Origin of the sequence: Isoptericola halotolerans (genome assembly GCF_045689585.1) — a bacterium.
Lineage (GTDB): Bacteria > Actinomycetota > Actinomycetes > Actinomycetales > Cellulomonadaceae > Isoptericola > Isoptericola halotolerans_B.
This window is the reverse complement of sequence record NZ_CP140108.1, coordinates 3,823,963-3,838,907: the sequence shown is the minus strand read 5'-3', so window position 1 is coordinate 3,838,907 and position 14,945 is coordinate 3,823,963. Positions and strand designations below refer to the sequence as shown.

General features: G+C 74.2%; 15 protein-coding genes. 6 read left to right on the top strand and 9 right to left on the bottom strand.

Going from position 1 to position 14,945, the window contains the following annotated elements:
* Positions 1–13: 13 nt before the first annotated feature.
* The 5 genes from UQW22_RS18080 to UQW22_RS18060 all read right to left on the bottom strand — a co-directional run bounded on the left by UQW22_RS18080 (position 14) and on the right by UQW22_RS18060 (position 4,977).
* Complete coding sequence (locus UQW22_RS18080) at positions 14–1,750, bottom strand: DUF885 domain-containing protein (RefSeq protein WP_407318567.1); 1,737 nt, start codon at positions 1,748–1,750, stop codon at positions 14–16.
* A gap of 287 nt (positions 1,751–2,037) precedes the next feature.
* Positions 2,038–2,601: a hypothetical protein gene (locus UQW22_RS18075; protein ID WP_407318565.1), complete on the bottom strand. Its 564-nt coding sequence runs from the start codon at positions 2,599–2,601 to the stop codon at positions 2,038–2,040.
* Positions 2,598–2,837 carry an acyl-CoA carboxylase subunit epsilon gene (locus tag UQW22_RS18070; protein WP_407318564.1) on the bottom strand — a complete coding sequence of 80 codons (240 nt, stop codon included), beginning with the start codon at positions 2,835–2,837 and terminating at the stop codon, positions 2,598–2,600. Before UQW22_RS18070 ends, UQW22_RS18075 begins: the two co-directional genes overlap by 4 nt.
* Entirely contained in the window at positions 2,834–3,379 is a 546-nt protein-coding gene (locus UQW22_RS18065) for a hypothetical protein (RefSeq protein ID WP_407318563.1), read from the bottom strand. Before UQW22_RS18065 ends, UQW22_RS18070 begins: the two co-directional genes overlap by 4 nt.
* 20 nt (positions 3,380–3,399) lie before the next feature.
* Positions 3,400–4,977: an acyl-CoA carboxylase subunit beta gene (locus UQW22_RS18060; RefSeq protein ID WP_407318562.1), complete on the bottom strand. Its 1,578-nt coding sequence runs from the start codon at positions 4,975–4,977 to the stop codon at positions 3,400–3,402.
* Positions 4,978–5,122: 145 nt separating this feature from the next.
* Between UQW22_RS18060 and UQW22_RS18055 the strand changes: the two genes are divergently transcribed.
* Complete coding sequence (locus tag UQW22_RS18055) at positions 5,123–5,977, top strand: biotin--[acetyl-CoA-carboxylase] ligase (RefSeq protein ID WP_407318561.1); 855 nt, start codon at positions 5,123–5,125, stop codon at positions 5,975–5,977.
* Positions 5,978–6,024: 47 nt separating this feature from the next.
* Positions 6,025–7,062: an adenylate/guanylate cyclase domain-containing protein gene (locus UQW22_RS18050; RefSeq protein WP_407318560.1), complete on the top strand. Its 1,038-nt coding sequence runs from the start codon at positions 6,025–6,027 to the stop codon at positions 7,060–7,062.
* Here the strand turns inward: UQW22_RS18050 and UQW22_RS18045 are convergent.
* Positions 7,047–7,856 carry a crotonase/enoyl-CoA hydratase family protein gene (locus tag UQW22_RS18045; RefSeq protein WP_407318559.1) on the bottom strand — a complete coding sequence of 270 codons (810 nt, stop codon included), beginning with the start codon at positions 7,854–7,856 and terminating at the stop codon, positions 7,047–7,049. The genes UQW22_RS18050 and UQW22_RS18045 overlap by 16 nt on opposite strands.
* Before the next feature lie 46 nt (positions 7,857–7,902).
* Positions 7,903–8,688: an SOS response-associated peptidase gene (locus UQW22_RS18040; RefSeq protein WP_407318558.1), complete on the bottom strand. Its 786-nt coding sequence runs from the start codon at positions 8,686–8,688 to the stop codon at positions 7,903–7,905.
* A 95-nt stretch (positions 8,689–8,783) separates the two neighbouring features.
* On the opposite strand from UQW22_RS18040, the gene UQW22_RS18035 reads away from it, so the two are divergent.
* Positions 8,784–10,013 (top strand): multidrug effflux MFS transporter, encoded by a 1,230-nt coding sequence (locus tag UQW22_RS18035; RefSeq protein WP_407318556.1) that lies wholly within the window; start codon positions 8,784–8,786, stop codon positions 10,011–10,013.
* 119 nt (positions 10,014–10,132) lie between these two features.
* Positions 10,133–11,374 carry an LCP family protein gene (locus tag UQW22_RS18030; protein WP_407318555.1) on the top strand — a complete coding sequence of 414 codons (1,242 nt, stop codon included), beginning with the start codon at positions 10,133–10,135 and terminating at the stop codon, positions 11,372–11,374.
* Here UQW22_RS18030 and UQW22_RS18025 read toward each other — a convergent pair whose 3' ends face one another.
* Positions 11,375–12,307 (bottom strand): LysR family transcriptional regulator ArgP, encoded by a 933-nt coding sequence (locus UQW22_RS18025; protein ID WP_407318554.1) that lies wholly within the window; start codon positions 12,305–12,307, stop codon positions 11,375–11,377.
* A gap of 73 nt (positions 12,308–12,380) precedes the next feature.
* On the opposite strand from UQW22_RS18025, the gene UQW22_RS18020 reads away from it, so the two are divergent.
* A complete protein-coding gene (locus tag UQW22_RS18020; RefSeq protein ID WP_407318553.1) occupies positions 12,381–12,998 on the top strand; it encodes a LysE/ArgO family amino acid transporter in 618 nt (205 codons plus the stop codon).
* Between the two features lie 42 nt (positions 12,999–13,040).
* Here UQW22_RS18020 and UQW22_RS18015 read toward each other — a convergent pair whose 3' ends face one another.
* On the bottom strand, positions 13,041–14,252 hold the full coding sequence (locus tag UQW22_RS18015; RefSeq protein WP_407318552.1) for an aminotransferase class I/II-fold pyridoxal phosphate-dependent enzyme: 1,212 nt from the start codon (positions 14,250–14,252) through the stop codon (positions 13,041–13,043).
* 63 nt (positions 14,253–14,315) lie between these two features.
* Between UQW22_RS18015 and UQW22_RS18010 the strand changes: the two genes are divergently transcribed.
* The gene (locus UQW22_RS18010; RefSeq protein ID WP_407318551.1) at positions 14,316–14,936 is read left to right on the top strand and encodes a GyrI-like domain-containing protein; all 621 of its coding nucleotides are present in this window, start codon (positions 14,316–14,318) and stop codon (positions 14,934–14,936) included.
* The last annotated feature ends 9 nt before the right edge of the window (positions 14,937–14,945 follow it).

The following is a 14,945-nucleotide window of genomic DNA, read 5'->3' as shown; positions in this document are numbered from 1 at the left end:
GGCCAGCGCCAGGTCAGCTCAGGGCTTCGCGCAGCACGTCGAGACCGACCGAGCCCAGGGCGAGCGCACGGGCGTGGAACGCCCGCAGGTCGAAGTCCTCGCCACGGGCGGTGGCGGCGTCGCGGGCGTCGTCGCGCGCCTGCTCCCACAGGCGTTGGCCGACCTTGTACGACGGCGCCTGGCCGGGCCAGCCGAGGTAGCGGTCCAGCTCGAACCGCAGGAAGGACTCCTCCACGTTGGCGTTGGCCCGCAGGAAGTCCCAGGCCTTGTCGGCGTCCCAGGTGCCGCCGCCCCACTTCTCGGGGCACTCCTTGCGCAGGTGCACGCCGAGGTCGAGGACCACGCGAGCAGCGCGCAGGCGCTGCGCGTCGAGCATGCCGAACCGGTCGCCGGGGTCGTCGAGGTGGCCGAGGTCCGCCATCAGCCGCTCCGCGTACAGCGCCCAGCCCTCGCCGTGCCCGGAGACCCAGCAGGCCAGCCGACGCCACGAGTTGAGGGTGTCGCGGGCGGCGACGGCGGCCGCGCACTGCAGGTGGTGCCCCGGGACCCCCTCGTGGTAGACGGTGGTGGTCTCGCGCCAGGTCGTGAACTCCGTGACGCCCGCCGGGACGGACCACCACATCCGGCCGGGTCGCGAGAAGTCGTCGCTCGGCGGCGTGTAGTAGATCCCGCCGGTCTGCGACGGGGCGATGAGGCACTCGATGGTGCGCACGGGCCCGTCGATGTCGAAGTGCGTGCCGGCGAGGTCCTCGACGGCGCGGTCGGCCGTGGCCTGCATCCACGAGCGCAGCGAGTCGGTGCCGTGGAGCGTGCGGGCCGGGTCGGCGTCGAGCGCCGCGACGGCGTCCGCGACGGTCGCGTCCGGACCGGCGATCTCCCGGGCGACCTCCTCCTGCTCGGCGACGATCCGCGCGAGCTCGCCCAGGCCCCACGCGTAGGTCTCGTCGAGGTCGACGGTCGCGCCCAGGAACTCGCGCGAGTAGCGGGCGTAGGCCGCCCGGCCGCAGGCGTCGTCCTGCGGCGCGAGGGGCGCGAGCTCGCGCTCGAGGAAGTCGGCGAGCTCGGCGTAGGCCCGACGGGCCGCCGCGGCTCCGCGTTCCAGCTCGGCGCGGACCAGGGAGCACGCGGAGGAGTCGTCGAGCACGCGGTCGGCCTGCTCGCCCGTGACGAGGGCGGTGACCGCCGAGCCGTCGCCGGCCAGGTCCCGGGACTGCTCGACGACGGCGCGCACCTGGCGGATCGCGGCGACGCGGCCGCGCTCGGCGCTCCACGTCAGGGACTCGCGGTAGCCGGCGAGGGTCTGCGGGACACCGTTCAGCCGGGCGGCGACGTTCTCCCAGGCCTCGACGGTGCCCGTGGGCATGACGTCGAACAGGTCGCGCAGCTGCTGCACGGGGGACTCGATGTTGTTGAGCGCGCACTGCGGGTCGCCGGCGTCGTGCTGCTCGACGGCGAGGCCGACGCGTTCGCGCATCGCGGCCAGGGTGACCCGGTCGACGTCGTCCGCGGGCGCCTCGCCGGCGGCCTCCAGCTCGTCGAGGCGACGCAGCAGCGCGCGGTCGAGCTCGGCGCGCGCCTCGTGCCCGGCGGGGGAGAGGTCCGGCAGCTCGTGGTCGTGGCCGGGCAGGCCCATCATGGTCGCGTCGATCGGCTGGAGGGCCGCGGCGTCGCGCACGTACGCGTCGGCGACGTCGTCGAGCGGGGTCCTGGTCCGGGTCGCGCGGCCCCTGCCGGCGATGGTGTGGGTCACGCGCCCGAGGTTAACGCGTCATCACGCACGAGCGTCTCTGTTCGTCAGGAATCGAGCCTCGATTCCTGACGAACAGAGACGCTCGCGGTGGAGGTGTGGGTCAGGCCGGCGGGGGTGTGCGGTGCCGCTTCCGATACCCATCAGCGTGCCTCCCGTCCCGGGCGCGCGTGCGCCCGTCTCCTCGATCATCACCAGAAGGGCCTGATCACGCACGTGCGGAGGGAGAGAGACGCCGTCGGGTCGCGTCGCGGTGACTCACGCATGAGCCCCTGATGCCTGATCTTCCGCTACTTCCGTCGCTGCGAGCGGCGGACGTCGTCCGCCCAGCCGCGGTGGTAGCGGACCATCACGGTGTCCGAGCCGGGCGCCCACCACACGGCGACCGGGTCGCCGGGCCGCGGGCCGGGCGCGTCGCCGTCCGCGACCAGCAGCGACCAGGTGTCCTCCGCGGTCTCGGCGTCCCGCGGGTACGTGAGCAGCCCGCGCAGCATCGTGCCGCCCTTGAGCTCGCGCTCGGAGACGGTGACGGACCCGGTCACGGACCGCGCGTCGGTGCGCAGCGCCGCGGCGGCCTTCGTCTCGGCGGCGAGGCGCTGGTCGTCGCGGTACCGGACCAGCGCCGCGACCGCCGTCACGGCCAGCCCGGCCATGAGCGCCAGCATCAACCACATCTCCAGCTCGCCGGACGGGTCCTCCACGAGCCGCTGGGCGGCGTACACCCCGGCCGTCACCAGCACCGCCGGCAGCCACAGCCACCGGCGCAACCAGCCGGGGCGGTCCGGCGCCGGCACGTCACCGAGCGGAGCCTCGACGTCGGCCGCGGTGGGGACCTGCCGCCAGGCGACGCTCACGAGCGCAGGCTCCAGCGCCAGGCGTCGGCGTTGTGCCGTCCGGCGCGGCCGCCGAAGCTCCGCGCGGTGGCCGCACCGTTGCCGCGCAGCGACCGGGCACGGTTCGTCCACTCGTCGACCGGGGCGACGTCGTCCGGCTCGTCGCCGGAGGCCGAGACTGCCGCGAGGCCGGCCATCAACGCGGCCACCTCCACGTCGTCGGGCTCGCCGCGCACCACGCGGAACCGTGCGCTCACAGGTCGTCCTCCTCGTCGTCGGGGTCGTCCCCGAAGCTTGGTGCCATCCCCCGGGACGCGGCCCACTCCAGGACCTGGTAGCCGCCGTCCACGAGCCGCGCCGCGGCTTGCTCACCCGCCTCGTCGAGCTCCTCGATGACGCCGTCGAGCGTCATCGACGCCCCGGCCGGGGGGTCCGCCACGACGAAGCCGAGGTAGAAGACCTCGGCAGGGACGGTGCCCTCGGGCAGGTCGGCGTCGACGTCGGTGTGCTCCGCCTGCGGTCCCGGGCCCCACACGGACGTGGTGAGGTCCGGGTGCATCCCCAGCGCGTCGTGCAGCCGGTCGAACACGGTCGCGTTGAGCGTGCCGACGCGGTTCTCCAGCGCGAGGATGCGCGGGTCGTCGTCCGCCTCCGAGGCGCCGAACTCCGCCCGCACCCCGACCGCCACGTCGACGTACTCGTGCAGGGCAGCCGTCAGCGCGTCGACGGCGCGGTGCATCGGCTCCGGGTCCACGTCACCCAGCGGTGCCGGGCCGTGGGTGGCGTCCTCGTGGCTCATCGGTCGATCTTCTCAGACGTTCACAGCGGGATGTTGCCGTGCTTCTTCGGGGGCAGGCTCGCGCGCTTGGTGCGCAGCGCCCGCAGCGCCCGCACCACCTGGACGCGGGTCTCCGAGGGGCGGATCACCGCGTCGACGTACCCGCGCTGGGCGGCGTCCCACGGGTTCACGATCGCCTCGGTGTACTCGTCGGTCAGCCGGGCGCGCTCCGCCTCGACGTCCTGCCCGCCGTCGGCCGCCGCCTTCAGCGCCCGCCGGTGCAGGATGTTCACCGCGCCGGACGCGCCCATGACCGCCACCTGCGCCGTCGGCCACGCGAGGTTGACGTCCGCCCCCAGCTGCTTGGACCCCATGACGATGTACGCCCCGCCGTAGGCCTTGCGGGTGATGACGGTGACCAGGGGGACGGTCGCCTCGGCGTAGGCGTAGATGAGCTTGGCTCCGCGGCGGATGATGCCGTCGTGCTCCTGGCCGACGCCGGGAAGGAACCCGGGCACGTCCACGAAGGTCAGCACGGGGATGTTGAACGCGTCGCAGGTCCGGACGAACCGGGCCGCCTTCTCCGAGGCGTTGATGTCCAGGGTGCCGGCCATCGACTGGGGCTGGTTGGCGATGATGCCGACGCTCTGCCCCTCCACGTGCCCGAACCCGACGAGCACGTTCGGTGCGAACAGCGGCTGCACCTCGAGGAACGAGTCCGGGTCGAGGACCGTCTCGACGACGGCGCGCATGTCGTAGGGCTGGTTGTCGCCGTCGGGGACGATCTCGTCGAGCGCCTCGTCGTCGGCCGTGACCTCGAGCTCCGGCTGGTCCTCGGGCGGGAAGGCGGGTGCGTCCGACAGGTTGTTCTGCGGCAGGTAGCCGACCAGGTGGCGCACGTAGTCGATCGCGTCGTCCTCGTCCTCGCCGAGGTAGTGCGCGACGCCCGAGGTCGCGTTGTGGGTACGGCCGCCGCCGAGGGTCTCGAAGTCGACGTCCTCGCCGGTGACGGTCTTGATGACGTCCGGGCCGGTGATGAACATGTTGGACGTCTTGTCGGCCATGACGATGAAGTCGGTCAGCGCGGGGGAGTACACGGCGCCGCCGGCGCTGGGGCCGAGAATGAGGGAGATCTGGGGGATGACGCCCGACGCGGCCACGTTGCGCCGGAACATCTCGGCGAACTGGGTGAGCGCGGCGACGCCCTCCTGGATGCGTGCGCCCCCGCCGTCGGAGATGCCGATGATCGGGACGCCGGTGCGCAGCGCGAGGTCCTGGACCTTGGCGATCTTCTCGCCGTGCACCTCCCCGAGCGACCCGCCGAACACGGTGAAGTCCTGGGAGAACACGCACACCTGACGACCGTCGATCGTGCCGTGCCCGACGACGACGCCGTCGCCCGGCAGGAGCTTGGCGTCCATGCCGAAGTTGCGGCTGCGGTGGGTCGCCAGCGCGTCGAGCTCGGTGAAGCTGCCCTCGTCGAGGAGGGCGTCGATGCGCTCGCGGGCGGTCTTCTTGCCGCGCGCGTGCTGCTTGGTCCGGGCGGTCTCCTCGGGCTCCGCGACGGCGGCGGCGCGACGGCGTTCGAGCTCGGCGAGCTTGGCGGCAGTGGTGTTCACCCCAGCGACCCTAGATGGTGGGAAGCGACGAATCGATGCGCGACAGGCCGTGAGCACCCGCGGTTCTTTGTGGGGACCGCACAACGCGAGGCTCGGCGCTCCCGTCGGGCCGTCGTCGGGGCCCCGTCGGTGGTTCCATGGTCCGATGGACCGTCAACCGCTCGACGTCGAGGCGCTGCGTCGCTCCCTGTGCCACACCGACGGGCCGCTCGCCCGCCTGGACGTGGTCGCCACCACCGAGTCGACCAGCTCGGAGCTGGCCGCCCGGGTGCGCGCCGGCGACGTCCGGGGGCCGGCGGCGCTCGTGGCCGAGCACCAGACCGCGGGCCGGGGTCGCGCGGGTCGCTCCTGGCAGACGCCACCGCGGGCCGCGCTGACCGTCTCCTTCGCGCTGCGCCCTGAGGTGCCGTCCTCCGCGCTCGGCTGGATTCCCCTCGTGACCGGCCTGGCGGTGGTGCGCACGCTCGCCGTCCTGGGCTGCGACGCCCGGCTCAAGTGGCCGAACGACGCGCTCCTCCCGGCGGCGACGCCGGTCGAGGGGCTGGGCAGCCATCGCAAGGTCGGCGGCGTCCTCGCCGAGGTGGTGCCCGACGCCGGCGCACCGGCGGCCCGGACGCCCGCCATCGTCGTGGGCGCGGGGATCAACGTCTCGCAGACGGCGGACGAGCTGCCCGTGCCGACGGCGACGTCCCTCGCCCTGGCGGGCGCCGCCGCCGACCGGGAGGCGCTGCTGGTCGGCCTCGCACGAGAGCTGGCGGACGTCGTCGGCCGGCTCGAGGCGGCGGCCGGGGACGCCGTCGCCTCCGGGCTCGCCGCCGAGTACGCCGCGGTCTCCGCGACGCTGGGTGCCCGGGTGCGGGCCGAGCTCGCGGGCGGCGACGACGTCGTCGTGGGGCGGGCGGACCGGGTCGCCGACGACGGTGCGCTCGTCCTGGCCACCACCGGCGGCGAGCGGGTGGTCACCGCGGGCGACGTGCACCACCTGCGGGCGCTCCCGTAGCGCGGACACCCAGGTGCCGCCCAGGTGCCGCTGGCTACAGTGGCCCCGTGACCAGCGACACCCCCCACGACCACGACGTCCCGGCGTCCGACGACACGGCCGGGCGGGTCGACGAGGCGATCCTCGGCGGCCCCCGTACCTACACCCTCGACGACCTCGTCGCGGGGACCGGGTTGTCGCGGGGCTTCGTGGAGTCCTACTGGCGCTGGCTGGGCCTGCCCATCACCCGCGACGACGAGGCGCGCTTCACCGCCGCGGACCTGGAGTCGTTGCGGGAGATCGGGGCGCTGATCGACGAGGGCCAGCTGGACGAGCAGGCCCAGATGACGCTCGTCCGCTCCCTCGGGCACACGGCCGACCGGCTCGCGCTGTGGCAGGTGGAGGCGTTCGTCGAGCACCTCGGGCGCCGGTTCGAGCTGGACGACGTCAGCGCCCGCCTCGCGGCGCTCGAGCGCATCCCGGGGTTCGCCGACATCCTCGCGCGCCAGCTCGAGCACGCGTGGCGCCGCCAGCTCGCGGCCCTGATGGGGCGGTTCGCCACGGAGTTCGGCGGGGTGCAGGGGGCGCGCCCGGTACCGGACGAGCTCCCGCTGCGGCGCGCGGTCGGGTTCGCCGACATCGTGTCGTTCACGAAGCGGACCGCCGGGCTCGGGTCGCAGGAGCTGTCCGAGTTCGTCCAGCAGTTCGAGGCACGCGCTCGTGACGTCATCACCGAGGCGGGCGGCCGGGTCGTCAAGACGATCGGTGACGCGGTGCTCTTCGTCGCCGACGACGTCACGACGGGTGCGGAGTGCGCCCTCGGTCTCGCCGCGCCGCACGCCACCGCGCAGGAGATCCCGGTGCGGGTGGGCTTCGTCTGGGGTCGGGTGCTGTCCCGGTTCGGCGACGTGTTCGGGCCCGACGTGAACCTCGCCTCGCGGATCACCGAGCTGGCCGAGCCGGCCAGCGTCCTGGTGGACCCGCCCACGGCGGCGCTGCTGGCGCCCTCGTCGCGGTACGCGCTGACGGCGCAGGCGCCGCAGGAGGTGCAGGGGCTGGGCGAGATCACGCCGGTGCGCCTGCACCGGGCTTACACGGCGTCCTGACGCCGCGGCGGGACGTCCGCCCCTCCCGCCCGCGGGCCTCTCCCACCCCGCGGGCCCTTCATCGATCCCAGAACCCCCGGCAGCAGCCGGAGCTGCGCGCGCCGCTCGGCGGCGAAGGTGCGCCGGTCACCCGCCGACCACCGACGGTCGAACAGCCGCTTCGCCGCCGCGAGCGCCTCGGGACGCCGCTCGACGAGCCGGGCCGCAAGGTGGTGCGCCTCGTCGTACGGGGTGTCCGACGCCGTGCCGGCCAGTCCCAGCGCGACCGCGTCGGTGCCGCTGACCTCGTCGGCGGTGAAGGTGAGCCGCTTGGCGGTCTCGATCCCGACGAGCTGGGCGAGGGACCGCACCCCGGTCATGTCCGGGACGAGTCCGCGGGCGGTCTCCACGACGCACCAGCGCGCGTCGGTCGCGGTGACGCGCAGGTCCGCGGCGAGCGCGAGCTGCAGTCCCGCCCCGAGCACGGCACCGTGCGTCGCCGCGACGACGGGCACGGGCAGGCGACGCCAGGCCCAGCAGGCCTCCTGCAGCGGGTTGGTGCCGCGCCACGTCGGCACGAACGCGCGGGCGGTCCCGCGCGGGTCCCGGGCGGCGGAGCCGAGGTCCATCCCGGCGCAGAACGCCCGTCCGGTGCCGGAGAGGACGACGGCGCGCACCGTCGGGTCGCGACGCAGCCGGCGGGCGGTGGCCCCCAGGTCGTGCACCATGGCCAACGACAGGGCGTTGAGCTTGTCCGGGCGGTCGAGGCGGACGTCGGCGACGCCGTCGGACACGGTGCAGGTCACGTGGCTCATGGCGGTCACCCTAGGGCGCCCGGCGGCCCCGGCACCTGAGCAGGGCTCAGCCGCCGCCGACGACGTCGGGGTCGAGCGGTTCGGGGTCCGGCTCGATGAGCCCGGGGTCGTCGTGGCGGACGTTGCCGACGCGCGAGCGGACCGGTCGGACCGCCATCGGTGTGCCGGTCGTGTCCAGGAGGCCGTACGCCTCCTCGGCGCCGACGGCCGGGTCGAGCCAGGCGTCCCAGGCGGAGCGGGGCAGGACCGCGGGGGTGCGGTCGTGGATGCGTCCGAGGTCCCCGGCGGCGGCCCGCGTGACGATCGTGGCCGAGACCAGCCACCGGTCCGGGTCGTCGTCGGCGCGGCTGCGGTCCCTCCAGAACTCGTAGAGACCCGCGAAGGCCGCGACGCCGTCGTCGGCCGGGTGGATCCAGTACGCCTGTTTCGGGACCTTCTTGGTGGTGGTCGGCAGGTCGAGCCTGCGCCACTCGTAGTAGCCGTCGGCGGGCACCAGGCAGCGCCGCACGGCCAGCGGGCGGGCGAACGCGGGCTTGTCCAGGAGGGTCTCGCTGCGCGCGTTGATCATCCGCGGCCCGACGCCGGGGTCCTTGGCCCAGGACGGGACGAGGCCCCACCGGGCGGCCTGCATCGAGCGGGTGATCTCCCCGGCCGTGGTCCGGCCGTCGGCGAGGCGCTCGCGGCGCGGCTTCTCGACGACGATGCGGACGTCGTCGGTCGGGGCGACGTTCCAGCGTGGACCGAGCACGCGCGCGTCCTCGGCGATCTCGGCGATCGCGAGATCGTCGGCCAGTGACTGGGCGTCCGTGAACGACGCGTACCTGCCGCACATGGAACCATGGTCGCCCATGCCACCGACAGGGCGGGTGAGAGGCGTCACGGGCGAACCCGTCGCGACCGTCGTATCGTTTCGATAACATGGCGGCCATGCCCGAGAACACCGCCCCGCCGCAGCGTGCCCGCTCGTCCTTCCGGTGGGTCGTCATGCTCGGGTCCCTCGCGGCGATCCCGGCGTTCACGGTCGACATGTACCTGCCGTCGTTGCCGGAGGTCGCCGCCGACCTCGGCTCCGGGCCCTCGTTCGCGGCGCTGTCGGTCTCGATCATGCTCGTCGGCGGCGCGGCCGGACAGCTCGTCATCGGGCCGTTGTCCGACAGGTACGGCCGTCGTGCGCCGCTCATGGTCGGGCTGGCCATGCACGTGGTCACCTCGCTGCTGTGCGCCGTCGCCCCGAACATGCTCGCGCTGGTCGGGCTGCGGCTGCTCCAGGGGTTCTTCAACGCCGCCTGCGGTGTCGCGGCGATGGCGATCGTGCGGGACCGGTTCGTCGGCTCCGAGGCGGCGCGCATCCTGTCGCGCCTCATGCTGATCATCGGGATCGCGCCGCTGCTGGCACCGACCTTCGGTTCGGCGGTCGCCGAGCTCGCCTCGTGGCGCTGGGTCTTCGGCTTCCTGGCGATCCTCGGCGTGACCATGGGCGTGATCGTGTGGCGGTTCCTGCCGGAGACCCACCCCGTCGAGCGCCGGTCCGCCGGCGGGGCGCGCTCCGTCGTCGGCGGGTACCGGCACCTCCTGCGCGACCGGCACTTCATGGCGCTCGCGCTGCTGCCGGGACTCGGCATGGCCGTGCTCATGAGCTACGTCGTCACCTCGCCCTTCGTGTTCCAGGAGGTCTACGGGCTCAGCCACGGCCAGTTCTCGCTGCTCTTCGCGCTCAACGGCGTCGGACTCGTCGCCTCGGCCCAGATCAACGCGTCGCTGGTGCGCCGGGTCGCCCCGATCCGCATCCTGCGCACCGCGCTCGTCCTGCAGGGCGGGTGCGCCCTGATCCTGCTCGTGGTGGCCATCACCGGCGCCGGCGGGCTCATCGGGCTCCTCGCCGCGCTGTGGGTGGTGCTCGCGTTCACCGGCCTGATCCCCGCCAACGCCTCCGCCATCGCCCTGTCCCGCCACGGCGAGCGCGCCGGGACCGCGGCCGCCGTGATCGGCGCGGTCCAGTCCGGGGTCGCCGGCCTGGTCTCCCCGCTCGCCGGAGCGCTCGGCGGCGGCACCGTCGCGATGACGTCGGTCATGCTGGGTGCCTGGATCTGCGCCATGGCCGTGCTCGCGTTCGCCACGCCGGCGTTCCGGCGCGGCGGCTGGGTGCAGCTCGCCTGAGCCGACCGCGCCGCCACGGCACCTCGTCAGGGCGCCTCCGTGGTGAAGGTGCCGTGAAAGGGACGTTGTCCGGACTCGCCGGGTAGGCCTGAAACGGACGCCCGACCTAAGGTGTCGGTATGGAGAGTGTCAGTCCCCGGCACGCGGGACCTCATGCCGGGCACAGGGTCCTGCGGTGGACCGCCCTCGGGCTCACCGGGATCCTGGCACTCGGCACCGCTGGTGGGGTGGCGGCCTACATCGACCTGCGCAACCAGATCGAGGTGTCCGACGTCGACGCCCTCCTCGGGCGCGACGGCGACCCGGAGCCCGTGGCCGAGCCCGAGGAGCCGGAGGATCCCAGCGACCCGTTCGCCGGGGACTCGCTGAACCTCCTGGTCATGGGGACCGACTTCCGCGACGCGGCGAACGAGGAGCTCGCCGGCGAGGGCGACGAGTTCAACTCCGACACCACGCTGGTGGTGCACGTCAGCGGTGACCGCAGCCGGATCGAGGCGGTGTCGATCCCGCGCGACTCGCTCGTCGACATCCCCGCCTGTCCCCGGCCGGACGGCAGCACCACCTCGCCCCAGTACGGGGCCATGTTCAACACGGCCTTCGCGCTCGGCGGCGGCCCCGAGAAGGACATCACCGGCGCCGCGGCGTGCACGATCCTCACGGTCGAGGCGCTGACGGGGCTGACGATCGACGACCACGTGGTGGTCAAGATGAACGGTGTGGTGGACATCGTCGACGCCATCGGCGGCGTCCCCATGTGCCTGCCCGAGCCGGTGGTGGGCGACAAGCGCTACAGCGACCTCGAGCTCGGTGCGGGACGCCAGGTGCTCGACGGGGAGACGGCGATCCAGTTCCTGCGGGTGCGCAAGGGCGAGGGCATGGGGCTCGAGCTCGGCAGCGACCTCATGCGCATCGAGCGGCAGCAGGCCTTCATCGACTCCATGCTGCGCGAGGTCCTCGACCAGAACGTCATCACCGACACCCCGGCCCTGTACCGGATGGTCCAGGCGTCGCTGCGCGCCATGTCGACCAGCCCGGACCTGGCCAGCCCCCGGGCGCTCGCGGGCCTCGCGTGGAGCGTGCGGGACGTCGACCCGTCGGACATCGTGTTCCGGTCGGTGCCCGTCGTCGAGGCCGCCCACGACGCCAACCGGGTCGTGTGGACCGCCGAGGCGGACGAGATCTGGGAGCGGCTCGCCGCCGACGACCCCCTGGTCGACGAGCCCGAGCCGAGCGCGTCGCCGACCGCCTCCGACGACGCTGACGGGGACGACGAGAAGGACGGCGACGACGAGAAGGGTGAGGAGGGCGACGACCCCTCGCCGTCGCCGAGCCCGTCGCTGCGGCCGGGGGTCTGCGCCTGATCAGGTCGGCTGCGGCAGGGTGCGTCGCGCCTGCTCGCGCAGCGCGTCGGTGACCCGGTCGAGCACCGTGGAGCGCAGCCGCCACTGCTGGAGGTAGAGCGGGACGTCGACGGTGTCCTCGCTGAGCCAGACGACGTCGTCGGCCGGTTCCAGGACGTCGAACCGCGTGCCGGCCCGGGGCAGCGGACCCCACATGCCCCACCCCATCCCGGCGCGGACGGCCGCGAGGAACTCCCTGGTCGACGGCACGTGGTGCCGGGGCGGCGAGGGGACGGCGGTGCCGGCGTCGTGGGCCACGGCGCGCAGCCAGCGGTCCTGCAGGTCGTCGGTGCGCGCGAAGACCACCATGGGTGCGGCGCCGAGCGCCGCGGGGGTGGCGCCGCCGGCGAACCAGCGGTCGACGAAGGAGCGCGTGGCCGCGGGTCGGTAGCGCGTGAGTCCGAGCGGGACGGACGTGCACCCCTGCACGGGCTCCCGGTGGGAGGTGACGGCGGCCATGACGGCGCCGGCCGGCAGCAGGTCGACCGTGCGGTCCTGGTCGGCGACGTGCACGTCGAAGCAGACGCCGTCCACCGCGGCCAGGGCCGGCATCAGCCAGGTGGCCAGCGAGTCGGCGTTGACCGCGACCGGGACCGTCACGGGGTGTCCGGTGGTCCCGGCGGCGTCGGGCGTGCCGGCAGGTCCGAGCTCGGCGGCGGCCTCGGCGCCGAGCAGCTCGACCTGGCGGGCGAGGCGCAGCAGCGTGCGCCCCGGCGCGGTCGGGGCCGCGGGACGGGTGCGCTGCACCAGCACGGTGCCCGCGGTGTTCTCGAGGGCCCGGATCCGCTGGCTGACCGCCGACGGCGTGACGTGCAGCGCGCGGGCGGCGCCCTCGAAGGACCCCTCGGCGACGACGGCGGCGAGGGCGGCGAGCTGTCCGGAGTGCCAGGTCATAGATGAAGTATGCCTTCATCGGACGCAGCAACATTCGCTGTACTTCACCGCGAGGCCTGTCTAGCGTCGAGGGGTGCTCATCTTCCTCGCCGGCCTCGGGTTCGGGCTGTCCCTCATCGTCGCCATCGGCGCCCAGAACGCCTTCGTGCTGCGCCAGGGCGTGCGCCGCGAGCACGTCGGCGTCGTCGTCGCCGTGTGCGCCGCCTCCGACGCGATCTTGTACGCCGCCGGGGGAGCAGGCCTCGGAGCGCTCCTCGAGCGCGCACCCGCCGTCGTTGACGTCGCGCGCTGGGCGGGCGCCGCCGTCGTCCTCGGGTACGGCATCGTCTCGGCACGGCGCGCCTGGCGCGGCGGGGAAGAGCTCGAGGCCGCCGACGACGGCGCCGTGCCCGACGCGGGCCGCCGGCTGCGGCCCGTGCTGCTCACGGCCCTGGCGCTCACGTGGCTCAACCCGCACGTCTACCTCGACACCGTGATCCTCGGCGGGTCGGTGGCCGCGACGTACGGGGCCGACCGCGCCTGGTTCACCGCCGGGGCGATGGTGTCCAGCGTGCTGTGGTTCGTCGGGCTCGGCTACGGCGCGCGGTACCTCGCCCCGATGCTGCGGCGTCCCGGCGCGTGGCGGGTCGTCGACGGCGTGATCGCCCTCATCATGGTGGCCGTCGCCGTGTCCCTGGTCGCCGCGAGGTAGCGCAGCGCAGCGCGAGGTAGCGCTCGACGCCGCGAGGTAGCGTCAGCGGCGCAACGTGGCCAGGCGGCCGACGGCGTCGCGCAGCACCTCCGGGCGCTTGACGAACGTGAACCGCACGCGCGAGCGCCACGCCTCGGCCGCCGTCGACCCCTGCCGGCAGAACGCCGAGACCGGCACGCCCACCACACCGGCGAGCTCCGGCAGGCGCAGGCACAGGTCGTGGCCGTCGTCGAGGCCGAGCCGTTCGACGTGCGCCGCGCCGTCGGCCACCACGAAGTACGTGCCGCGGGGGACGACGACGTCGAAGCCCGCCGCCTCCAGCCCCTCGCACAGCAGGTCCCGCCGGGCGGCGAGCGACGTCGCCAGCGCCCGCGGCGTGTCGTCGTCGGCGAGCGCCAGCGCGATCGCCGGCTGGAACGCCGAGCCCGAGGTGTACGTCATGAACTGCTTCACCGTGCGCACCGCCGTGACGAGCTCCGCGGGGCCGTGCAACCAGCCGACCTTCCACCCGGTCAGGCTGAACGTCTTGCCCGAGCTGGACACGGTCAGCGTGCGCTCGGCCATGCCGGGCAGGGTCGCCACGGGGACGTGCTCGGCGTCGTCGTAGACGAGGTGCTCGTAGACCTCGTCGGTGAGCACGACCGCGTCGCGCTCGCGGGCCACGGCGGCGAGCTGCTCGAGCTCGGCGCGCGTCAGCACGGTGCCGGTGGGGTTGTGCGGCGTGTTGACCAGGATCAGGCGCGTGCGGTCGCCGGCGGCGGCGCGCAGGGCCGCCGCGTCCAGGCGCAGGTCGGTGGTCAGCGGGACGGGCACGTGCGTCGCGCCGGCCAGGGCGATGGCCGCGGCGTGCGAGTCGTAGAACGGCTCGAGGGTGATCACCTCGTCGCCGGGCCCCGTCAGCGCGAGGATGGCGGCCGTGAGCGCCTCGGTGGCCCCGGTGGTGGCGAGCACCTCGGTGTCCGGGTCGACGACGAGCCCGTAGTGGCGGTGCTGGTGCGCGGCGATCGCCCGGCGCAGCTCGGGGACTCCGTCACCCGGGGCGTACTGGTTGCGACCGGCGTCGATGGCCGCCTTCGCGGCCTCCTTGATGTAGTCCGGCCCGTCGACGTCCGGGAACCCCTGGCCCAGGTTGATCGCCCCGGTGCGGTTCGCCAGCACCGTCATCTCCGCGAAGATCGTCTGCCCGACGCCGCCGTCGGGCGCGAGCAGACCGGTCGCGGCGGCGACCTGGCGCCAGCGTGGGGTGGACGTCATGCGCCCGACCCTACCGACCGCCCTCCCGTCGCCGCCGTCGGTGGCGGCGGGCATGCTGGGGTCATGCCGAGCGTGGACCTCAAGACGACGTACCGCGAGCTGTACCGGGCGCCGCGCGACCCCGAGCTCGTGACGGTGCCGCCGCGCCCCCACCTCATGGTCGACGGGGCGGGCGACCCGAACACCGCCCCCGCGTACGGCGAGGCCGTCACGTCGCTGTACCCCCTGGCGTACGCCTTGCGGGCCGCGGTGAGGGACGCCACGGGGACCGCCTACACGGTGATGCCCCTCGAAGGGCTGTGGTGGGCCGACGACATCGAGCGGTTCCGCGACCTGCCCCGCTCGGCGTGGCGCTGGACGCTGATGATCAGCCTGCCCGACGACGTCGCGCAGGTCGACGCGGTCGAGGTCGTCGCGCGCACGACGGCGGAACGCGGCCTGCGAGCGGCCGTGCGGCTCGAGGAGTTCGGCGACGGCGAGGCGGCGCAGGTGCTGCACGTCGGCCCGTACACCGAGGAAGCGCCCACGGTGGACGCCCTGCACGCGTTCGTCACCGCCTCGGGGCGCGAGCTGGCCGGGCGGCACCACGAGACCTACCTGTCGGACCCTCGCAAGACGGCGCCCGAGCGGCTGCGCACGATCATCCGGCAGCCGGTGACTCCGGTGGACGTCCTCGGCCCGTGACCGGTGGCA